This window comes from Marinobacter sp. CA1, from assembly GCF_020546665.1.
Classification (GTDB): Bacteria; Pseudomonadota; Gammaproteobacteria; order Pseudomonadales; family Oleiphilaceae; genus Marinobacter; species Marinobacter xestospongiae.
The window spans coordinates 2,373,553-2,394,666 of sequence record NZ_CP071785.1 but is presented as its reverse complement, the minus strand read 5'-3'; the positions used below and the strand labels follow the sequence as shown (position 1 = coordinate 2,394,666).

The 21,114-nt window shown below is 60.3% G+C and carries 15 protein-coding genes; 11 read left to right on the top strand and 4 right to left on the bottom strand.

Annotation, left to right across the window (positions count from 1 at the left end; genetic code table 11):
- The first annotated feature begins 35 nt into the window (after positions 1-35).
- The 4 genes from J2887_RS10960 to dinG all read left to right on the top strand — a co-directional run bounded on the left by J2887_RS10960 (position 36) and on the right by dinG (position 6,350).
- Complete coding sequence (locus J2887_RS10960) at positions 36-1,517, top strand: DUF3336 domain-containing protein (protein ID WP_227171178.1); 1,482 nt, start codon at positions 36-38, stop codon at positions 1,515-1,517.
- A gap of 168 nt (positions 1,518-1,685) precedes the next feature.
- Positions 1,686-3,419, top strand: coding sequence for an ExeA family protein (locus J2887_RS10955; RefSeq protein ID WP_227171177.1), 1,734 nt, complete (start codon positions 1,686-1,688; stop codon positions 3,417-3,419).
- A gap of 1 nt (position 3,420) precedes the next feature.
- A complete protein-coding gene (locus J2887_RS10950; protein WP_227171176.1) occupies positions 3,421-4,197 on the top strand; it encodes a general secretion pathway protein GspB in 777 nt (258 codons plus the stop codon).
- Positions 4,197-6,350, top strand: coding sequence for an ATP-dependent DNA helicase DinG (gene dinG / locus J2887_RS10945; RefSeq protein WP_227171175.1), 2,154 nt, complete (start codon positions 4,197-4,199; stop codon positions 6,348-6,350). Before J2887_RS10950 ends, dinG begins: the two co-directional genes overlap by 1 nt.
- Before the next feature lie 332 nt (positions 6,351-6,682).
- On the opposite strand, the gene J2887_RS10940 is transcribed toward dinG, so the two are convergent.
- Positions 6,683-9,373, bottom strand: a complete 2,691-nt coding sequence (locus J2887_RS10940) for a LuxR C-terminal-related transcriptional regulator (RefSeq protein WP_227171174.1) — start codon at positions 9,371-9,373, stop codon at positions 6,683-6,685.
- Between the two features lie 371 nt (positions 9,374-9,744).
- Between J2887_RS10940 and cysB the strand changes: the two genes are divergently transcribed.
- Entirely contained in the window at positions 9,745-10,722 is a 978-nt protein-coding gene (gene cysB / locus J2887_RS10935) for an HTH-type transcriptional regulator CysB (RefSeq protein ID WP_227171173.1), read from the top strand.
- 15 nt (positions 10,723-10,737) lie between these two features.
- Here the strand turns inward: cysB and J2887_RS10930 are convergent, their stop codons facing one another.
- Positions 10,738-11,466, bottom strand: a complete 729-nt coding sequence (locus J2887_RS10930; protein WP_227171172.1) for a phosphoadenylyl-sulfate reductase — start codon at positions 11,464-11,466, stop codon at positions 10,738-10,740.
- Positions 11,467-11,722: 256 nt separating this feature from the next.
- On the opposite strand from J2887_RS10930, the gene thrH reads away from it, so the two are divergent.
- Positions 11,723-12,331, top strand: a complete 609-nt coding sequence (thrH, locus tag J2887_RS10925; RefSeq protein ID WP_227171171.1) for a bifunctional phosphoserine phosphatase/homoserine phosphotransferase ThrH — start codon at positions 11,723-11,725, stop codon at positions 12,329-12,331.
- 39 nt (positions 12,332-12,370) lie between these two features.
- Here thrH and pabB read toward each other — a convergent pair whose 3' ends face one another.
- Positions 12,371-13,684, bottom strand: coding sequence for an aminodeoxychorismate synthase component I (gene pabB, locus J2887_RS10920; protein WP_227171170.1), 1,314 nt, complete (start codon positions 13,682-13,684; stop codon positions 12,371-12,373).
- A gap of 426 nt (positions 13,685-14,110) precedes the next feature.
- On the opposite strand from pabB, the gene J2887_RS10915 reads away from it, so the two are divergent.
- Together J2887_RS10915 and J2887_RS10910 are read left to right on the top strand one after the other, a co-directional pair.
- Positions 14,111-14,656 (top strand): hypothetical protein, encoded by a 546-nt coding sequence (locus tag J2887_RS10915; RefSeq protein WP_227171169.1) that lies wholly within the window; start codon positions 14,111-14,113, stop codon positions 14,654-14,656.
- A 176-nt stretch (positions 14,657-14,832) separates the two neighbouring features.
- The gene (locus J2887_RS10910; RefSeq protein ID WP_227171168.1) at positions 14,833-15,852 is read left to right on the top strand and encodes a DUF6160 family protein; all 1,020 of its coding nucleotides are present in this window, start codon (positions 14,833-14,835) and stop codon (positions 15,850-15,852) included.
- A gap of 194 nt (positions 15,853-16,046) precedes the next feature.
- Here J2887_RS10910 and J2887_RS10905 read toward each other — a convergent pair whose 3' ends face one another.
- Positions 16,047-16,637 (bottom strand): hypothetical protein, encoded by a 591-nt coding sequence (locus J2887_RS10905; protein WP_227171167.1) that lies wholly within the window; start codon positions 16,635-16,637, stop codon positions 16,047-16,049.
- 272 nt (positions 16,638-16,909) lie between these two features.
- Here J2887_RS10905 and J2887_RS10900 point away from each other — a divergent pair, with 272 nt between their 5' ends.
- Genes J2887_RS10900 through holB form a run of 3 tightly spaced genes read left to right on the top strand, consistent with a single transcriptional unit; the run spans position 16,910 to position 21,030 of the window.
- Complete coding sequence (locus J2887_RS10900; protein WP_227171166.1) at positions 16,910-17,902, top strand: DUF58 domain-containing protein; 993 nt, start codon at positions 16,910-16,912, stop codon at positions 17,900-17,902.
- Entirely contained in the window at positions 17,899-19,956 is a 2,058-nt protein-coding gene (locus J2887_RS10895) for a DUF3488 and transglutaminase-like domain-containing protein (RefSeq protein WP_227171165.1), read from the top strand. Before J2887_RS10900 ends, J2887_RS10895 begins: the two co-directional genes overlap by 4 nt.
- 33 nt (positions 19,957-19,989) lie before the next feature.
- Positions 19,990-21,030 carry a DNA polymerase III subunit delta' gene (gene holB, locus J2887_RS10890; protein ID WP_416381857.1) on the top strand — a complete coding sequence of 347 codons (1,041 nt, stop codon included), beginning with the start codon at positions 19,990-19,992 and terminating at the stop codon, positions 21,028-21,030.
- The last annotated feature ends 84 nt before the right edge of the window (positions 21,031-21,114 follow it).

Sequence of the window (21,114 nt, the reverse complement as noted above, 5' to 3'; positions counted from 1 at the left end):
CCGGATACACCCAGCCACCCGGGATTGGTAGTGCCATGATGGATTCCCGTATCCGCAAGTTCCGGCAAATGCTCGTCAACGCGCCCAACTACGAAGTATGGAAGGGCGCGGCACTGGAGCTGGATTACCTGGAAGGCAATGTGGAGTGGAAGGAGGAGTTCGCCTCTGACCTCTACCATTATGAGTTGATCCTCGACCGCCTCACCAACCTCAAACACTACCGTCAAGGCGGGGAGTATGATCGCCTCAAGCGTGCCCTGAGGGAAGGACTGCACCACGATCTGGGTAACATTGGCAACCCCGCGCTGTACACTCACTCCCATGTTGGTACCAAGCACCTGATCGAGGAATACATTACCCAGGTGTGCGAATCCCTGGATTTCCTCTGTGATACGCCGATTCCCGACTTTCCGGTGCCTGACAAACTCCAGTTCTTCCGCGATACCCTGACCAGTTTCGGTCGTCCCACCCTGTTGCTGAGCGGGGGTGCCACGCTGGGGATGTTCCACCTCGGGGTGATCAAGGCGCTGTGGGAAAAAGGATTGTTACCGCAGGTTGTGGCCGGTTCCTCCATAGGTGCCATCATTGCGGCCATGCTTGGCGTTCACACCGACGCCGAGATTCCCGAGATGCTGGTGCCGGAAACCCACAACCTCAAAGCCTGGAAGTGGCGCGGCCTGCTCAGCGCCTGTCGTGGGGACGGGTTGATGGATCAGGCCCAGCTCAAGGCCTGCCTGCGCAACAACATTGGGGAGTACACCTTCGAAGAGGCCTATCAGAAGACTGGGCGTTCCATCAACATCAGCGTCTCACCGACCCAGAGCCATCAAAAGGCCCGCCTGCTCAGTGGCTACACCTCACCGTATCTGCTGGTGTGGAGCGCGGCCCTGGCCAGCGCCGCGGTTCCGGGGGTGTTTCCGCCAGTAACGTTGATGAAGAAAGATCTGCAGGGTTCGGTGTTGCCCTACATGTCCCGGCAGCAGTTTGTGGACGGCTCGGTGGTCAGTGATCTGCCCATTGAACGGTTGATGCACCTCTACGACGTCAACTTCACCATCGTCAGTCAAACCAACCCCCATGTGGTTCCTTTTCTCAACCGGCGCGGTCGGGATGAGAAACTGAGTCTCTGGCAGCTGCCGCTGCACGTGCTGCAGGCCGAGGTGCAGTTTCATGGCCAGGGCGTGTTTGACTACCTGCGCAAGCGGGTGCGTCCGGAACTGATGCGCCAGGTTTCCGGGCATCTGTACACCATCATGGCGCAACGATACTTCGGCGATGTCACCATTGCCCCGCACTACACCTTCGCCCATTACCGCCGCATGTTGGCCAATCCGGAGCCCCAGTTCGTCCGGCAGCTGATCCTGGAAGGAGAACGTGCAACCTGGCCGAAGATTTCCATGATTCGCTCCCACGCCCGCATATCCAAGACTCTGGAGCGATGCGTGGCCCGACTGAAAGATCAGCAGCGTCGCAGTCAGCGTGAACTGTATCTGGTGAAGCCGGATAAGTCCGGTTAACGGGCTGGCCGAGATGGCGTGACCCCGGCCAGACAGGTATCATATCGCGAATATTCCGACCCCAGGGTCGGCTGACCCGCGCTGCCAGGGATCGGGCAAACGAACGTCCGGCGTACCGTTTGCGACCTGTGCAGGGAAGCCGACGGAAGGCACCAGATCTGGATACCCATGTACTACGATTTCTTCGGCTTTCGGGAGCCGCCGTTCTCCATTGCGCCGGACCCTCGGTACCTCTACCTCAGTGATCGCCACAAGGAAGCGCTGGCACACCTGATGTATGGTGTTGGCGGCCAGGGCGGTTTCATTGTCATCACCGGCGAGGTTGGCACCGGCAAGACGACGGTCAGCCGCTGCTTCATTGACAATGCGCCCGACAACGTCGACATGGCGATCATCCTCAATCCGCGGTTGTCGGCCCGGGAGTTGCTCTCCAGTGTCTGTGATGAGCTGGGTATCCGTCATCCGGCAGGGTCGTCTATCAAGCGACTGGTGGACCTGATCAATGAAGACCTGCTGAAAGCCTACGCGGCCGGCCGTCACAAGGTACTGCTGATTGACGAGGCCCAGAACCTCTCCTCGGAAGTGCTGGAACAGCTGCGATTGCTGACCAACCTGGAAACCGCCGAAAAGAAGCTGCTGCAAATCATCCTGCTGGGCCAGCCGGAGCTTAATGACATGTTGTCGCTGCCGGAACTGCGCCAGCTCAACCAGCGCGTTACCGCCCGCTATCACCTGGACGCCCTGCAGAAAGAGGAACTGCCCAGTTACCTGCAGTATCGGCTGAGTGTGGCCGGACAGCGGGGTGAGCTGTTTTCCCGGGGGGCAATTCAGGCGCTGTACAAACTCAGCGGTGGTGTGCCCCGGTTGATCAATCTGATCAGCGACCGGGCCTTGCTGGGAGCCTACGCCGAAGGCGAGCACTTGGTTACCCGTGAACATATCCGCACAGCAGCGCGGGAGGTGACCGGTCCCGATATGCCTGGCCGCAGGCAGTTTCCCCGCAAAAGCGCCATTGCCGCCCTGGCAGTTGTGGTGCTGGCCATGGTTGTCACTTGGGGGCTATCCGATCGAGAGCGCCGGCAATGGCTGACCAGCCCCTTTGTCGCCCAGGCAGCGGATGACTCAGAACCGGAGGCGGCCGACTCCGATCGTGGGAAGGCCGAGGGGCAGGGCGCAGATGCAGATGAGGCCGCCACAGACGGGACTGACACAGCGGGGGCGCAGCCGGGTGGGCCTGCGTCCGCCGACGACCCGGCTGAAGCCGCAGCAGAGGCGCCAAGGCCGGTGCCGTTCCGGTTTGATACCGATGCGCTATCCAAGGTCGAGGCGTTCCAGGCCCTGTTCCAGCAGTGGGGTGAGCGTTACACCCCATCCGACTTCCCGGTTGCCTGTGAGTTTGGTCGGCGCCAGGGCCTTGGCTGCCTCCATCGCGAAGGTACCCGCCGCAGCCTGCTGCAGATCAACCGGCCAACCATCCTGCGGTTGCGTGATGGCAATCGGGAGCGTTATGTCACCCTGGTCTCGCTACGCGGAGACGACGCCCGGCTACGTCTTGCTGATGGCGAGAGCCGCACGGTGTCCTTTCGCGAACTGGAGGATTTCTGGTACGGCGATTTCAGTGTGCTCTGGCGCCTGCCGCCATATCTGGGCGACAACGACAGTACCAGCAAGGAAATCTGGTTGAGCAGCCAGCTGATGCAGCTGGCCGACCTCCATGCAGCATCGGACCGGGAGCGGGTCGAAGTCCAGAATATGGGCCCGGAGCAGCAGGTGGAGTGGTACCAGGGCATCAAAGGCCTACAGGTGGATGGTATTCCCGGCGCCATGACGCTGATCCAGATCAACAACGACCTGCACCCCGGTGTACCCAGGCTGGCCGACGACACCGGGGCGGAGGGCTGACATGTCGTACATCCTTGATGCACTGCGCAAGTCTGAGAGCGAACGGCAACAGGGTCGGGTGCCGGACTTTGCCCAGCAGGTGCAGATGATTCACCGGCCTCGTCGACAACGCCGTTCAGTCATTATCTGGGTCATTCTCGCCCTGGCATTGCTGCTGAACGCAGGGGTACTGGCTTATCTTTTCTGGCCTGGGCATCGAACCGATGCGGTAACACCTGCGATGGCATCTGCGCCTCAGACCACGGAACCGGCTGCGACTCAGTTGGCGAACGCGACCGGGGTGGCCGAACCAGCGCTGGCACCGACACACTCTGTTCCAACAACGCCTGCTCCAACAACGCCTGCTACGGCAGAGGCGGCGTCGGTTTCGCTCAGCGACAGTACGCCACCGCCTGGGTTGACGGACGATCCGGTGAGCCAGCAGGGCGACCCGGGTGTCTCCCAGCCCAGTGAGCGGCCGACGGTGATTGTCCCGTCCACACCCCGCCCTTTGCCGGCCACAGCCGCGTCAACGGCGGAATCTACCAGCCGGGTTCCGCATCTGGTGGAGTTGCCTTTGTCGTTCCAGCGCAGTGTTCCGGACCTGATTTTCAACAGCCATATCTACGCCTCCGATCCGGCGGCACGCCGGGTGATGATCAATGATCACTACCTGCGGATCGGAGACCGGTTCGACGGACTTCGGGTTGAGCGCATTACCGAGCAGGGTGTGGTGCTCAGCCAGAATGGCGTCAAATTTCGTGTCGGCACGGTCCGGGACTGGAAGCGACCACGCTGATGGCTCTGTCGGACGCACTTAAACAGGAAATTCAGGTCGCCTACCGCGCAGTGCTGGAGGGCAAGGGCATTCGTGCCCGTTATGGCCAGCGCCTGATGATTGCCGAGATTGCCCGTTACCTTGGCGATATCACCGAGAATGACGGCCAGCGCACGTCGGCTCCGGCTACCTGCGTGGTGGAGGCCGGCACCGGTACCGGTAAAACCCTGGCCTATCTGATTTCCGCGATTCCCATTGCCCGGGCACTGGGTAAGACGCTGGTGGTCTCCACGGCGACCGTGGCGCTGCAGGACCAGATTGTTAACAAGGATCTGCCAGACCTCCGCAAACACAGCAAACTCAAGTTCAATTGGACCCTGGCCAAGGGCCGGGGACGTTATCTGTGCATGTCGAGGCTTGAGGCCCGCCTGCACGATGAGGGCAACGGCGACAGCGACACCATGCCGCTGTTCCTGCTGGACGAGAACAACGATGAAGAGCCCGGCACCCGCGCGTTCTTTGAAGACATGCTCGCGCGCTACGGCTCCCGCGAGTGGGACGGTGACCGGGATCACTGGCCGACGCAGATTCCCGATGACACCTGGCGCCAGGTGACCACCGATCACCGTCAATGCACCAACCGTCATTGCAGCTACTTTGACAGCTGTGCCTTTTTCGATGCCCGCAAGGGGCTGGAAGAGGCCGACGTCGTGGTGGCGAACCACGACCTGGTGCTGGCGGACCTGGCCCTGGGCGGCGGGGCTATCCTGCCGGAACCGGAGAACGCCCTGTTCATCTTCGATGAGGCGCACCACCTGCCGGACAAGGCGCTCAACCACTTTGCGGCGTCGGTGCCGCTGAATGGCACCCAGCAGTGGCTCAAGCAGCTATCCCAGGCCCTGGCCAAGATCCCGCCGTTCCTGGCGCCCGCGACCCTGGCCGCCAAAACCGTGGACAAGATCAGCACCGCGGCCCGGGATGTCGGTGTGGAACTCGATCAGGTCTACCAGCAGGTGAATCTCAATACCGACTGGGACATGAGTGAAGAGCGCCGCTCAGCGCAGTGGCGTTATCCGGAAGGCGCGTTGCCGGAGGACCTGCGGGAGCTGGCCGGTAACGCCCAGGTTGCCACCGCCACGCTGGTGCGTCAGTTGGGGGTGCTGGCCGACGAACTGCAAAAAGCCTTCGATGACAAGAAAGAGCACGATGTTGACCGCGAGACCGCCGAGGCCTGGTATCCGGTGATCGGCTCCTTTCACAGCCGCGCCGAGGATCAGTTGCGATTATGGGCGGCCTGGCGGGAGGATCGCCCGCTGGATGATGAGGGCAAGCCCAAGGGACCACCAGCGGCGCGCTGGGCGATCAAGCAGCGCTGGGACCATGTCGAAGACATCACCCTGTACAGCAGTCCTATCCTGGCGGACAACCTGTTGCACAGCCGGCTCTGGTCCCGGGCTTATGGCGCGGTACTGACCTCGGCGACGTTGACGGCCCTGGGCCGGTTCGACCGCCTCCAGAGCCGCGCCGGTCTGCCATCCGACAGCCGCTTCCTGGTGGTGCCATCGTCGTTCCGTTACGCCGATATGGCGACCGTGGAGGTGCCGTCGATGACGGTACTGCCGACTGACGAGGGGTACGCCGAGGCATTGGTCAAACGTCTGCCGGAACTCTGGGCCGGCGAAAAGGCCACGCTGGTCCTGTTCAACTCCCGTCGCCAGATGCACGACGTGCGGGATGCCCTGGCGTCGGACTACCCGGAGCTGATCATGACCCAGGACGACATGGCCAAGGGGGAAGTGCTCAAGCAGCATTGCGAGCGGGTAGACAGCGGCAAACCCAGCGTTCTGTTCGGGGTCGCCAGTTTTGCCGAGGGCATTGACCTGCCCGGCAAGTACCTGGGGCATGTGGTCGTGACCCGGTTACCGTTCTCTGTTCCGGATGACCCGATCGATGCGAGCCTGGCGGAGTGGGTGACGGAGCGGGGCGGCAACCCGTTCATGGAGATCACCGTACCGGATGCGTCGATCAAGCTGGTCCAGGCCGTGGGGCGATTGTTGCGGACCGAACAGGATACCGGGCGGGTGACCATTCTTGATCGTCGTATTGTCGCCCGTCGCTATGGTCAGTTGCTGCTGGACGCGTTGCCGCCTTTCCGGCGCATCATTGAACGCTGAAGACCGGCTGAGCAACGCTGGCCATGCCGCGCAGTAGCGAAGGGCTGAGCCCGCGAGAGGTTCCAGGGTTTTCGTGGGCAAAAAAAAGTGCCAACAAAGGTTGGCACTGTCGGAAGGAGTTAGTGTGAACTCAAGTGCGTCAGTAGAACGCAGGACAAGAAGACTGAAGGCCTGAAGTTTCAGTATTCTCTGTGAGGGTCATCTCACTACGGGTTCATCATAGGGAATCCGCGGCGTAGGCGGATCGTCCAAAGGGCGTAGGTGGGGGGATTAGCCCCCCTGAAATGTGATTACCATCACGTAACCTGACACCATCCGTGCCCCGCCAGGTGTTATTCCAGCAGCCCCAGCTCCCGGGCTCTTGCCAGTGCCTCGGTACGACTGCCCACGGCCAGCTTGCCATAGAGGTTGCGGATGTGTGCCTTTACCGTGGCCGCCGCCACCTCCATGGTCGCAGCAATATCCTTGTTGGCCAGACCCTGGTGGATCAGTTCCAGTACTTCCCGCTCGCGCTGGCTCAGCGGCTCAAGCAGTTGGCTGTTGGCTGTATCGGTACCCTCGGAGACCGGTGCAGTCCTTGCTGTCTGCGCTTCCAGTAACCGGCACAGTGCCTCGGCCCGCTTGCCACCGCGGATCAGCGTCGCCCTGGCGAGCAGGCGGGTTTGCAGTCTCGATGGGGTATCCGCAAACAGGCGCAGGAAGCCCGCCTCAAGGCCATTCGCCAGCAGAGCGTCAAGAATGCCATCGGCTTCGGCCTCCTGTTGGCAACTCAGCAGGATCTCGGCCTGAACCAGTCCGGCTTCCAGTGTAAGTTGGTGGAAACCGCGTTGCTGAGCCGATGCGAGCACGGGCCGCAGTCGGTTATGGGCTTCGTCGACACGGTTGTCAGCCAGCAACACCCGCACCGCAACCAATGTTTCATGAAGCTGGTTGAGAGGGCTGCCGGAGCGGTTGGGGCCTTCTGCCTCCAGCCAGTGGCGGGCGCGGGCCAGCTGGTTGCTGGCCAGCAGGCAGCGAACCAGCAGCGCCCCGCAGGCCGGCGGGTCGAACACAATCTGCTCCCGCCGCCGACGGGCGACCGCTTCGGCATCTTCCAGCGCGTCAATCGCCTCTTCAAACCGCCCCTCGCTGAACGCGAGGTGACCGCGTACGTACTGAATAACAATGTGCTGCCCCGGCTCGGTGCCGGACTTCAGATGGTCCAGCAGCGGCGACAGGTGCGTTTGCGCCAGTGCCGGTTCGTTCCGCTCCCGGTAGATCTCTGTCAGCACGCTTTGCTGCCAGCAGGAGATCAGGCGGGGTTGTTGCGGATCGTAGAAGTGCTCGTCGACCCAGTGCCGGATGTCGTTGCAGGTTTCCAGCGCCAGGTCGAGGTCGCCCTGGTAGTACTGAATCCAGGCCAGCAGGCCGCCACTGGAGAGTACGGTGCTGGGTTTGCGCTCGATGCGCCCGTGCTGGACCGATGAGCGCAGTGCCTCGGCGGCGGCAACCAGGTCGCCCTGGCCAAAGCAGTCCAGTCCCAGGCCATAGTAGGTGACCGACTTTAATGGAATGCGGGTGTGGTCGAGCTCCTGCAACACCTGACGGGTCAGGTCACTCGCGCTTTTCTCGTCGTTGTGGATGCGGGCCAGGTAGGACCGGATCAGCGAAATCTCACTGTGCAGGGCCAACGCCCCTTCAGCTTCGGGATGGGAATCGGCGACCTGTCGGTCCAGCAGATCCTCCAGCTCGCCCAGTAACGGTTCAATCCGGTCCACCCGGTTGGCGAAGTACAGGCCCCAGATCTGCAGCATCAGCAGGGGCGGGCTGTCATGCAGCCAGCGGTCCGGGAGGTGGTCGAGCCACTCCAGCACCGGCAGGTGGAAGCCGGCATGGATTAGTGCATTGCCATGCTGCGTCAGCGCGGAAGCAAGGCCCTCCCAGTCTTCCCGGAGAATCTGCTGACTGATGCCTTCCTGGACATGGTCATTGGCCAGCAGCCAGTCAATGGCCCGCGCCTGGCACTGGTCGAGCCGGTGTGGGGCCTGGTGGCTGGCACGCTGGATCAGCGCCTCGCGGAACAGGTCGTGGTAACGGAACCAGGTATTGGTGTCATCCAGCGGCACCAGAAACAGGTTCTCCCGCAGCAGACGTTCCAGATAGTCCTGGCTGTCGGACGATTCCCGGATGTGATCACACAGCGACCCACACACCCGGGTGCAGGTTGCCGTATCAAGCAGGAACTGACACAGCGCCGGCGGCTGGTTATCGAGAATCTCCGTCAGCACGTAATCGCTGATATGGCGCCCATCCAGCTTGACCGTGGGCTTGCCGCCATCAGAGCTGCCATCAGTACCTGACAGGGCCGTCAGTTGCATGGCGGCGGCCCAGCCCTCGGTGGTCTGCCACAGGCTGCGGATCTCGTCATCCGACAGTGCCAGGGACATGAAGTCACGAAAGAAGTGACCACATTCCTGCTCGGAAAACGCCAGAGTGCGAGGGTGAATCTCGCTGAGCCAGTGGCGGACTCGCCAGCGCGCCAATGGCAGCTCGGGTTCGTTGCGGGAGGTGAGGGTGATCGTGACGCTGGCCGGAAGATAGTCAATGAAGAAGGCCAGCTGCCGCAAAATGGTCCGGTTCCGAATGGCATGGAAATCATCCAGCACCAACAGAACCGGCTCACTGGAAGCGGCCAGAGCGTTCAACAGGCCGGTGACGCCGCCATCAAGTTCTGATACCTCGGCCTGGCTCAATGTTCGCTGGGCCTCTTCCAATCCATCCAGTCCGCTGTGTGCCAGCGAGCCTGCGACATACTGCCAGAACCGCCGGGGCTCATTGTCCGCGCTGTCCAGGGACAGCCACGCCAGCCGTTCGGTCGCGCCCGCGCACCATTGGCCTACCGCCGTCGTCTTGCCATAGCCGGCCGGTGCGACCATCAGGTTGAGCCGCTTCGGTGGTGTCGGTTCCAGCATCTCAATCAATCGAGGGCGCTGCACGGCCCGGGGATCGGTCGCTGGAGGCAGAAATTTGGTGGTCAGCAGCATAGCGCAGCCCAAGAAAAGTGTCGTTCGGAGGCAGGGTCGATATGGGACATCAGTGTCCGGACTGGTCAGAAGTTCCCAGGCTCTCCGTGGTCAATAAGCCTATGAATTGTGTGGTTTGTCACAGTGAAGTCAAGGGGCGATATGCCTTTTGGGATGAGGATGGTCCGTTGAGTCGCAGGATATGGTCTAAACTGACTAACAGGTAACAATCTATTCTAAAAATTCATGAAAAACGATTTTTTTATGCGTATTCTATTCAGCGAGTCTTAAGCTGGGAGCCTGAACCGCTACCCAGATGCCATCAACGCTGAAACTGATCGTGCCCCGCGCTGTCGGGGCGCCGCGAACCGTTCCAGGGAGCAACTAGGTCGATGAAACTACAGCAGCTGCGCTACATCTGGGAAGTGGCACACCATGACCTGAATGTGTCTGCAACCGCGCAAAGCCTGTTTACTTCGCAACCCGGCATTTCCAAACAGATCCGGTTGCTGGAGGATGAATTGGGAATCGAAGTGTTTGCCCGCAGCGGCAAGCACCTGACCCGCATCACGCCGGGCGGTGAGACCATCATCCGGGAGGCCGGTGAGATTCTCCGCCGGGTGGAGGGCATCAAGAAGATTGCCCAGGAGTTCAGTAACCAGCGTAAGGGTGATCTGAGTATCGCCACCACCCACACCCAGGCGCGTTACGCCCTGCCACCGGTGATCCAGGGGTTTATCGAAGCTTTTCCGGACGTATCATTACACATGCATCAGGGCACGCCGATGCAGATATCGGAAATGGCTGCCAACGGCGCCGTGGACTTTGCCATTGCCACAGAGGCGATGGAACTGTTCTCCGACCTGATCATGATGCCCTGCTACCGCTGGAACCGCAGCATCATCGTGCCCCGTGAGCATCCCCTGGCGAAAGTCGGCGAGCTGACCCTCAAGGATCTGGCCGAGTACCCGCTGGTCACCTACGTGTTTGGTTTTACCGGACGCTCCAAATTGGACGAGGCGTTCCAGAGCCAGGGGCTGACGCCGAAAGTGGTGTTCACAGCGGCTGACGCGGACGTGATCAAGACTTATGTCCGCCTCGGTCTTGGTGTTGGTATCGTCGCCAGCATGGCCTACGATCCCAAGACTGACGCCGACCTGGTGTGCCTCGACGCCAAGCAGCTGTTCCGCCCCAGCGTCACTCGCATCGGGTTCCGCAAGGGCACCTTCCTGCGGGGTTACATGTACGACTTCATCCAACGCTTTGCTCCCCACCTGACCAAAGAGCGGGTGGACGAAGCGGTTGCCCACCAGGGCAACCGGGCCGAACTGGAAGCGTTGTTTGATGATATCGAGTTGCCGACCTACTGAGTGTTTTAGGGCGCCTCAGTCTTGCCCGGTGGCAATGATATTCCCCGCATGCAGGCCACACTCTTTCTTGGTGGCCTCTTCCCACCACCAGCGGCCCTCCCGTTCGTGCTGACCAGGCAGCACCGGGCGGGTGCAGGGCTGGCAGCCGATGCTGATGTAGCCCTGTTCATGGAGCTTATTGTAAGGCGCTTCTGACATGCGGATGTAGTCCCAGACTTCCTTGGAACTCCAGTTTGCCAGCGGGTTGAACTTCACCAGCGTACGCCCTTCGCCGGAGAAGGTGGTATCGAGCTGGACCACGGGGACATCGTTGCGGGTGCCGGGGCTCTGGTCCTTGCGTTGCCCGGTCACCCAGGCATCCAGGGTTGCCAGCTTGCGGCGCATGGGATTGATCTTGCGGATGCCACAGCATTCCTTGTGGCCATCCTGATAGAAGCTGAACAGTCCCTTGCGGCGAACCAGATCCTCAACTTCGGCGGAATCCGGAAACATCACTTCAATATCCAGGTTGTAGTGCTCGCGAACCCGGTCTACGAACTCATAGGTTTCGGGATGGAGTCGGCCGGTGTCGAGGGTGAAGACCTTGAGGTTGTCGGTGAGCTTGTGGGCCATCTCGATCAGTGCCACGTCTTCGGCACCGCTGAATGAGATGGCGATGTTGTCGTAATGGGCGAGGGCAGCCTTCAGGATGGCGCGGGGACTCTTGCCTTCCAGTTCCTGCCTCAGGGTATCGATATCAGTCATAGTGCTCTTATCAGGAGTTGGCCGGCAGTGCGGCTGCTCAGCCATGGTTATGATTGTGTAACCGGGCGCGTGGGTAAGTGTTCGTTTTCTGGAGGCTTTACAATCTACCACCCCGCGGTGAATGGCTGAAAGACATTGCACTCATATCCTTATAGCAGCGCCTTTGCCCGGTGCATTCTCGGCCCTAATTACATATCATACCGCGAGACCCAAACGGCGTTCGTTCGCGCCCCATGAACAAACCAAGGAGATCACCGTGGAACTCGCATGCCTTGACCTTGAGGGAGTACTGATCCCGGAAATCTGGATCGCTTTTGCTGAGAAAACGGGAATTGAAGAGCTCAAGGCGACCACCCGCGACATTCCGGACTACGACGTGCTGATGCAGCAGCGGCTGCGACTGCTGGATGAGCATGGCTATGGCCTGCCTGAGATTCAGGAAGTGATCAGCACCCTGGACCCGCTGGAAGGCGCCCGTGAATTCCTGGACTGGCTGCGTGAGCGATTCCAGGTGGTGATCCTGTCAGATACCTTTTATGAGTTCGCCATGCCACTGATGGCCAAGCTGGGACATCCCGCGCTGCTGTGTCACAAGCTGGAGGTGAACGAACAGGGGCGTATCACCAACTATCTGTTGCGTCAGCGTGACCCCAAGCGCCAGTCGGTACGGGCATTCCAGCTGCTGAACTATCGGGTGATTGCCACCGGCGATTCCTATAACGACACCACCATGCTGACCCAGGCTGAAGCTGGCATCCTGTTCCATGCGCCTGACAATGTTATCGCGGAATTTCCCCAATTCCCGGCGGTGCACAATTACGACGATCTGCGAGAAGAGTTCCTGAAAGCCAGCGAACGCTTCTGAGCCCAGAAAAGCCTTCGCCCATAGTGGCGGAGGCTTTCTCTACTCCCCAAACGTCAGTTCCAGCGCCTGCATCAGCGGCCCTACCTTATCCAGTGTCTCCCGGTACTCCTCTGCCGGATCAGAATCCGCAACAATACCGCCGCCGCCGTGGCAGTAGAGTGTGTTGCCCCTGGCGTACAGGGTGCGGATGGCAATGTTGCTGTACAGCGTGCCGTCGCCGTCGAGGTGGAATACGGAACCACAGTACGGGCCTCGAGGTGACGTCTCCAGCTCCCGGATAATCTCCATAGCGCGGATCTTGGGTGCGCCGGTGATGGAACCGCCAGGGAAGGCCCGAAGCAGGGCGCTGATGGCGTCACAGTCGGTCGCCAGCCGCCCCGAGACGGTGCTGACCAGGTGGTGCACATTGCGGTAACTTTCCAAAGCAAGTAACTGATCCGCCCGTACACTGCCGGGTTGGCAAAAACGGCCCAGATCATTACGCAGCAGGTCGACGATCATGATGTTCTCGGCGCGGTCTTTGGGGCTTCCTTTCAAGGAGCGCGCCAGCGCCTGATCCTCGACCTCCGTTTCGCCTCGGGGCCGTGTACCCTTGATAGGCCGGGTGACCACTTGCCGGTCGCAGTCTATGGCAAGAAAACTTTCTGGCGAGATCGACATCACCTGCTGTTCACCCTGGCGCAGGAAAGCGGCATGACCGGTGGGGATGCACTGGGTCAGGTGACGGTAAGCCTGCCACAGGTCGCCGTTAAAGCGGCACTGGAAGCGTTGCGACAGGTTTACCTGATAGCAGTCGCCAGCGAGGATGTAGTTCAGGATGCGCTGTACTTTTCGCCGGTAGCTGGTCTCGTCCTCATCGGCCCTGAAGGGGGACAGAGTAAGGGGGGCGACTTCAGCACTCGGGGCAGCTCTGCTCTGTCGTCTTAGAACGTCCAGCTTGTCGAGGATGGTCGAATCCGCCGTCGCTGCCAGATGAATCTGCCAGCGCAGACCGTCGTGGTCGTCTGGAACAAGTTGCCAGTCGTACCAGCCGGCGGATGCCGGCGGGGGCGTGTCTGCCAGCCCCGGAGCACTCTTGGCGAAGGCACTTTCTGTCCAGTAGCCCAGTTCATAATCCAGACAACCCGCCAACCGGACACCGTTGGCCAGGCCTTGGGCGACGCACTCATGGAAATCTTCCGTACCGGAGTTTGCCAGCGTTCTGATGGGCCAGGCGGAAAGCCAGCAGGGCGCCCCCCTGGGTCGCCCGGGATCGCCAAAGCAGACAAATCCGGGCTGCGAGGCAAACGCAGTGAGAAAGCGTTCACGGTGTTGGTGTGAATCTAGGTGCAGGATGTTGCGGTGTTCTGACATTGGAACTCGGGTTTGAGAGATGAACCCCAGAAACAAGGTATGTTGCCGGGTGCTGGCTGGGTAGATGCTGAACCCGGCCAATTATCTCAGACTTTACCGCAAAATGGGCGGCTCGCATTGCCCGAAAATAACAACGAAGCTAAGGAGTCTCTGATTAACTCCGGATCACCTCTGGCCTTCAGAGCGGTTCACACTCAAGGCGCGGCTTTGCAGGAAGGCTGGTTGCCTTTCAAGAAGGTGCAACGCCGAGTGTGGATCGCTCTGAAGGCCCCGAAGGGCGTGCTCTGAGGGCTGCATCTGCGGCGTTACGGTCCTTGCCAAGGGCTACGGCCATTGGCTGCGAACCGCGCCTTGCAGCTACAGCCCTCAGATCGCGCAGAGGCGATTCGGATTTAATCAGAGGCTCCTCAATCACCTGGAGGTACTGTGAAAAAGCTGATTGCTGCTACGGCCCTGTCCCTTACACAACTTTTGACTCCCGCGCAGGCGGAGGAGCAGGCACAGGCACCAAAAACCGTGACCACCGAGCAGGTGGCGCGTGAGATCCGCACCAACACTCAATACCTGTCTCGTCACGCCCTGCGCAAAGCCAAGGCGCTGATGGAAGCCTACGGCGATTTTGCGCCGTTTGGTGCGGGGCTGCTGCCCAATGGTGACGTGAAGTATGTCTGGGCGGTGAAGCCTGGCGAAGAGATTGAGAACATCAATGCGCCCCTGGTGCTGGACGCGATCAGGCGGGCGCTGGCAACCCAGGCCGACTCCGGCCGGATACTGGGGTCTGCCGTGATCTACCAGTACAAAGGCGACGAACAGCCGCAGATCAATATCGAGCTTGAGTACCTGACCGGATTCGCGCAGATCCTGGCAACCCGGTACCGCGAATCCGATGCCGGAATTGAGTATGGAGAAGGGGTTACGGGCACCTTCGACGCTATGATCTTTGTAGAAAATCGAGGAAATTCGGCTAATTAGCGGCGTTCTCCGTAGAACTGGTACGCGCCTCTCAGAAATGTAAGGAAATGTTAGTGGCGGGTTAAATATTGTGCACCGTATCGCAGAATCGCCCGTCCTGCTCTGCAACACTGGCCTTGCGGTGACGGAATCAAGCCGCAACAAAAATAAAAGTTATTTCCTTTAAGGAGAAAAAAATGAAAGGCCTGAAGAAACTTGCTTTGGCAACCGCGGTTGCATCCATTCCCTTCGCTGCCCAGGCAGAGCTCAAAGCCCTCGACGATTCCATGATGGGCAATGTGACCGGTCAGAACGGTATCACCATCGAGCTTGAAGCTGAGGTGGGCATTGGCGAGATCGCGTATGAAGACGCCGGTTTCCTCGCCATCTCCGACGTTAAAATTGGTGGTGCAAATAACCCGCTGACTGGTACTGGTGGTACCAATGGCGCACTTGATGACGTCGCACTGTACATTGACGTGGCTGGTAGCTCCGGCGCCGGAGACACTGCACAAGCTTCGATCGGAATGGGTAACAGCTACCTCGTTGGTGCCGACACCAACAAGCCTAATGTTACGTGGACCAATACCGAAACCGGAACTGGCGGAACTGCGAGCTATGAAGCAGACATGCCTGAGGTTCAGAACGGTGACCTCGTAATTGGCATTCGTTCAGTATCTGGCGTACCGGTTGACTTTGGTGTGAGCATCGGCGCTGTTAGTCTCGCGAAGCAAGGTAGCACGGTTGGTAATCTCGATGCGGAACGACGTGCCAACGGCGGAACCAGCACCACGCTCGTTTCCGATCTGGACATCACCGGTCTGCTCGGTCCGATCGACATCGTGATCCAGGAAGACCAGAACGCGCTGAACGTCAACGCCTACTTCAACGCCAACGGCAGCCTGAATGCTGATTTCATCGGCACCTACATGGACTTCAAACTGCACAACAGCCGTGGCGATGACACCAACGGCCTGACCATTGTTGACGCCTCCGGCACTCCGATCGTTGACACCAGCTTTGCTCACGCTCAGGTTGATCTGGGCACCGCGACCAACAACGCGGGTAATGATGCTCTGGCCTTCAACATCAACAACTTCTCCGGTGACCTGGATTTGGAAAACATCCGCATGGGTAGCAGCACTGCTGCCAGCATCGGTAACGTCTACATGACGGATCTGGACATCAGTGCGAAGATGACCGTATACGGTCACTAAGACAGCAAGGCAGTTTCATTGCCTGACTGGAGAAATCCAAACACCGGATTTCTCCTCTGTCGAAGACCCGGGGGATTGCCTCCGGGTTTTTTCGTTTTGGAGCAAGGCAGGCGACTGCTGGGCCTGACGGATCAACACAAAAAAGGCGCTCACCATTGCTGGCGAGCGCCTTTTTATATTGCGTAGACGTCTGGTTATTGCTGGTCCGGCACCTGGATCGAAAGATCAAACCCACCACCCGGTCGCGGGGTCAGGCGCACCGGGCCCTCATTGATGCCCTGCGGCATGGTGATCTGGTCGACCCCCGGCAGATTGCCGAAGGACAGGTTAACGTTCTGGCCGTCAAAATTGATGCCCAGCTGGTCATTAAGAAACATCTGGGTAAAAGGTTCGTCCGGGATAACGGCCTGCTGCCCGAAGACGATGGTTGGTATCTCCGGATTGAAATTCGCCGGTGGCTGGGCAAGTGCCAACTGATCCTGTGGAATCAGCAACGCCCGCCGGAGAAACTCCTCCTCCGCCTGGGCCAGGGCATCGTCCTGGTTGAGCGACTGGTAATGGCGGATGGAGTCCTGATAGGCCAGTTCCTCCGCTTCCGTGATCACCGGCTCGCCCGGGGAGATCGTCAGCGACTTCAGAATTCGGCGCCGATCGGCGTCGGATTTGCGCTGGGACTGGGGGACAACAATAACCGCAGAGTCCTTGACGTACGTTTCTACCATTTCATCGGAGGTCAGTGTTCGAACCCCGGCATTCACCGGTAACGAGATGATCAGTCCTGACATCCCTGCTAAAAGCCATTGCTGTCTTGTCATAGTCCACCTCAGGTGTTTAACCCGATTGCTGCGCCCCGGCGTACCTCATTGAAAGGGCGGAAAAAGTATTGCGCGTTTATGCTATTGTCAGGCCACTTGGCAAAGTGGCTGCAGACATCGGTGCATTGGCCAGTATTTAGCCTGCGACACGGCATTGCAAGTCGCTTAGCGGGTCTTTGTGAACGTAATGGGTAATGATTGGTCACTCACTGTCAGAAGCTGTTAACAACCCCGGGAAACGCATGCTGTTGAAGTCCGTTAGAAAACGCTGGCAAGGCTGGGTCAACCGACGGATTCCCCGTTCGGACACCCAGCAGTTCGTGCAGAACAACATCTTTATCCTGCCGACCGGTGTTGGTGTGGTGTTCGGTCTGCTGTTGGTGGTCATGCTGCTGACGGGTATCAACTACCAGAACAGCCTTATTTATCTGATGACCTTTATTCTGGGGGTGGTGTTCGTGGCGGCGATGCACCAGACCCACCGCAATCTCAGCGGGCTGCAGTTGACCCTTGTACAGACGGGTGAGGGCTACGCTGGTGACAAGATACCTTTCGTGTTTCGGGGGACGAGAAGCAAGGAGGCAACCCTGGCCCTGGAACTCCGTTACCACGATCAGGTACTGGCGCAGCAGCACATCCAGCCCGGGGAATCCCAGGATATGACTCTGCTCGCCCGCAGCAGCCTGCGTGGCTATCTGGTGATGGACCGGGTGAGGGTGGAAACCCGTTTTCCGTTTGGCCTGCTCAAGGCCTGGTCCTGGATTCGGCCATCGACGGCTGCGGTGGTGTACCCAAGACCGCTGTTGCCTCCGGAATCACCCATTGCCGAGGGCGATGACGGTGAGGCGGACGCCCGGATCACCAGCGATGGCCAGGATCACGTGGATATCCGCCCCTGGCGCCAGGGGGACCTGAGCCAGCGGGTGCTGTGGAAACGCTATGCCCGTACCGGAGATATGGTTATCGCCGAGTGGAGCGGGCAGCAGGGCCGTCCGGACTGGCTGGACTACGACGCGTTTCCGGGCGTGGAGCAGGAACTGAGACTCAGCTACCTCACCGCCCTGGTACAGCAGAAGTTGGGGGCGGATGAGGCCTTTGGGCTGAAACTGCCCGGGGAGTTCATTGCGCCGGACACCGGCCCCGCCCATGGTGCTCGCTGTTTGCGTGCACTCGCCGTATTTGGTCAACACGATCCCGCCGCTCAGGGAGCGGAGCGCCGGGGAGCGACATCATGATGTTGGCTCAACGCAGTAACCCGGTTTCATCCAGCGGAACACCGATTCCCGCCAGTGCGCTGTTGTGGCTGATTGCGGCGTTTTTCATCCTGCTGCTGCCGCAATGGGACCGGCTGCCTCCCTGGCTACTCGGCGCCTGCGGTCTGTTGGCCGGCTGGCGCTGGCTGGTTCAGAGCGGGCGCGTGGGTCTGCCGGGGCGCTGGCTTCGGCTGACGGTTATGGCTCTGCTGATCGCGACCTACATCGTCACCGTCGAGGGCCGGTTCACGGTGGATACGGCGGCCTCCTTCTTTGTCATTGCGGTAGGGCTGAAATGGCTTGAGACCCGCACGTCCCGCGATTTCTATGTTCTGTTCTTCATTCTGGTCTATCTGGCGACGGTCAACTTTCTGTTTGAGCAGGGCATTTTCTGGACACTGCTGAACCTTGCGGGGGTGGCGCTGCTGCTGCTGGGCATCCAGGTGCTGAACGCTCCGGGCGCGCCTCATGTACTGGCAGCCGGCTGGCGCCGTCTTGGCGGAATGTTTCTCAAGAGTCTGCCGATCGTTTTGCTGCTGTTCCTTTTCTTTCCACGGCTTGAGCCTTTGTGGAGCGTGCCTCTGGTGTCTGATCGGGGCCAGACTGGTATCAGTGACACCATGTCCCCCGGAGATATTTCGAACTTGGCGCAGAGCAGTGAGCGAGCCTTTCGTGTGACCTTTGCCGATGGCCTGCCGCCGAATCGCGAGCTGTACTGGCGGGGGCTGATCCTTGACCGGTTTGATGGCACGACCTGGCGCCAATGGGATACCGAACGGCCGACCCGTCCCGGCCGGGTGTCCGTCGACAGTGGTCTTGAAGAGCTTCAGGACAACGAGTACGACGTCCTGATGGACCCCAGCGGTCAGCGCTGGGCATTCGCGCTGGCCGATTCCCGGGCCGTATCGGAGAACCTCGAGGAGGAACGCTGGGGCCTGTTCCGCTTCAAGCGCCCCGCGGATACGCCGGTGCGCTACCGCTTGTCGCGGGATACCGCCACTTTGCTCAACGCCGGTCTGTCACCGGCCTTTCGTCGCCGATTCCTGCAATTGCCGGCACAGGGCAACCCACGGGCTAGGGCCCTCGCCAGCGAGCTTAGGGCTACCTCCAGTTCGGATCGGGAACTGGTTGCCCGTCTTCTGACCCGGTTCCGTGAGCAGCCGTACTTCTACACCCTGCGTCCACCGCTGATGCCGGACGATGGCATCGACACCCTGCTGTTTGATGAACGACGGGGCTTCTGTGAACACTACGCCGGGGCCACCACCTTTGTACTGCGTTCGGCGGGCATTCCGGCCCGTGTGGTTGCGGGTTACCAGGGCGGAGATCCCGGTGCCAATAACGAATACCTGATTGTCCGTCAGTACGATGCCCACGCCTGGGTGGAAGCCTGGTTACCGGGCTCCGGTTGGACCCGGGTAGACCCGACGGCGGCGATCGCGCCGGACCGTATCGAATCCGGTCTGCGGGAAGCGGTGGCGGACGAGGGGTCGTTTCTGGAAGAGGACTGGACGTCACCACAGCGCTATGGCGATCAGGCGCTAATCCGCTGGGCCAGTCTCCAGGTCGACCGCCTCAACTACCAGTGGCAGCGCTGGGTGGTCGGCTACCAGGGGCAGTCGCAACTGGATCTGATGTCCCGCTTGCCTGGCAACATCGGTATGAAGGAACTCGGTTACTTCAGTGCTGGCCTGGTGGCGTTTGGCCTCCTGGTGGCAGGTCTGGTGTCGGCTTGGAAGCTGCGGGGGATTCTGACGCGGGACCCGTATCTGCGGGTGGTGGCGCAATGGCGTCAGCTGTTGGAGCGCTCCGGTCTGGAGGCGCCGACAACGGCGACACCCAGTCAACTGGCGGACTCGGCGGAGGCTCGCTGGCCAGCCCTGCGGGGGACAGCAAGAGCTTTTGCCCGGATGGTGAACAGCCATTACTATGGTGCCTCGGCCGGAAGCGTTGAGCCTGCTCAGCGCAAGGCCGATCTGGCACGCCTGAAACGCATCTTGGGCGTGAACCGGCGCATTCTTCGCAAAGCCCGTTGACGGCCGATGAACACACAGACTCCAGGAACCAACTTGATCACCGCGATTGACTCCATGCCCTGGCTGCACACAGCCTGGAACCAGCTGATCAACAATCTCCGCAATGATCGCCTGCCTCACGCCTTGCTGGTGGCCGGAGAGCGAGGGGTGGGGAAGGGTGACTATGCCGAGGCGGTGGCGGCGCTGCTGGTCTGCGACCGGCTTGCCAGCGCGATCGCCGACTCGCGGTCAGCACCCTGCGGACAATGCAAACAGTGCGAGTTGGTTGCTGCGGGCTCTCATCCCGATATCCGTCGCTACGCGCCGGAAAAATCACGCATGATCAAGGTCGATCAGGTAAGGGCGTTGTCCGCGTTTGCGGTCGCATCGCCCCAGGTAAGCCATCGCAAGATCGTCATTGTGAATCGCAGTGATCAGCTAAATATCAATGCAGCCAATGCGTTACTAAAGACTCTTGAAGAGCCATCTGATGACGTCACACTGCTGTTGTTGCAGGAGACCGGCCGGCCAATACTGCCGACCCTGCGCTCCCGTTGTCAGACTGTCACTTTGCCGACCCCGGATTTCGCAACCGGCCTGACCTGGTTGCAGCAGCACATCCCTGAGGGCAATTCCGGGCAGGGTGGAGCCATGGACCAGGAACACCTGGTCCAGGCACTTCGGTTGGCTGGCCTGGCACCCAGACTGGCCCTGGATTACCTCACCGGTGACTTCATCCAACAGAGACAGACCGCTCTGGACGCGTTTCGTCGGTTCATGAAAAACGAGCTGTCACTGCCGGAAGCTGCCAAGCCGTTAAAGACCCTCGGGCTCGATGGCTCGCTGCTACTGATGGAAAAGTGGGCGGCGGACTTGGCCCGCCTGGGAGTGGGGGCTGATCCTGCTGATCCCGAGGCAGCGGAAATGCTGCGCTATCTGGCCAAACACAACCCGCCCTGGCGAGCTCACGAGCTGTTGTCATCAGTGCGGGAGAGCCGGGCGGCCGGCATCAACAATGTCAGTCCTGAACTGGAGGCGGAACGGCTGCTGATGCAGTGGCAGGCGCTGATGCCCAGGCGTCGCCGGCGGGCCTGAGCGGGCCGCTGTGCGGGGCTGGTGTTAGCCTGCTATGATTGTGAAATATAATGAATTTTGGACAGCCCCTCCGGTCTTGGGGCC

Bases quoted from the DNA above. Each gene is read 5' to 3' on its own strand.
- J2887_RS10960 (WP_227171178.1), top strand. From the start codon at position 36: ATGATGGATTCCCGTATCCGCAAGTTCCGGCAAATGCTCGTCAACGCG.
- J2887_RS10955 (WP_227171177.1), top strand. From the start codon at position 1,686: ATGTACTACGATTTCTTCGGCTTTCGGGAGCCGCCGTTCTCCATTGCG.
- J2887_RS10950 (WP_227171176.1), top strand. From the start codon at position 3,421: ATGTCGTACATCCTTGATGCACTGCGCAAGTCTGAGAGCGAACGGCAA.
- dinG (WP_227171175.1), top strand. From the start codon at position 4,197: ATGGCTCTGTCGGACGCACTTAAACAGGAAATTCAGGTCGCCTACCGC.
- J2887_RS10940 (WP_227171174.1), bottom strand. From the start codon at position 9,373: ATGCTGCTGACCACCAAATTTCTGCCTCCAGCGACCGATCCCCGGGCC.
- cysB (WP_227171173.1), top strand. From the start codon at position 9,745: ATGAAACTACAGCAGCTGCGCTACATCTGGGAAGTGGCACACCATGAC.
- J2887_RS10930 (WP_227171172.1), bottom strand. From the start codon at position 11,466: ATGACTGATATCGATACCCTGAGGCAGGAACTGGAAGGCAAGAGTCCC.
- pabB (WP_227171170.1), bottom strand. From the start codon at position 13,684: ATGTCAGAACACCGCAACATCCTGCACCTAGATTCACACCAACACCGT.
- J2887_RS10910 (WP_227171168.1), top strand. From the start codon at position 14,833: ATGAAAGGCCTGAAGAAACTTGCTTTGGCAACCGCGGTTGCATCCATT.
- J2887_RS10905 (WP_227171167.1), bottom strand. From the start codon at position 16,637: ATGTCAGGACTGATCATCTCGTTACCGGTGAATGCCGGGGTTCGAACA.
- J2887_RS10900 (WP_227171166.1), top strand. From the start codon at position 16,910: ATGCTGTTGAAGTCCGTTAGAAAACGCTGGCAAGGCTGGGTCAACCGA.
- J2887_RS10895 (WP_227171165.1), top strand. From the start codon at position 17,899: ATGATGTTGGCTCAACGCAGTAACCCGGTTTCATCCAGCGGAACACCG.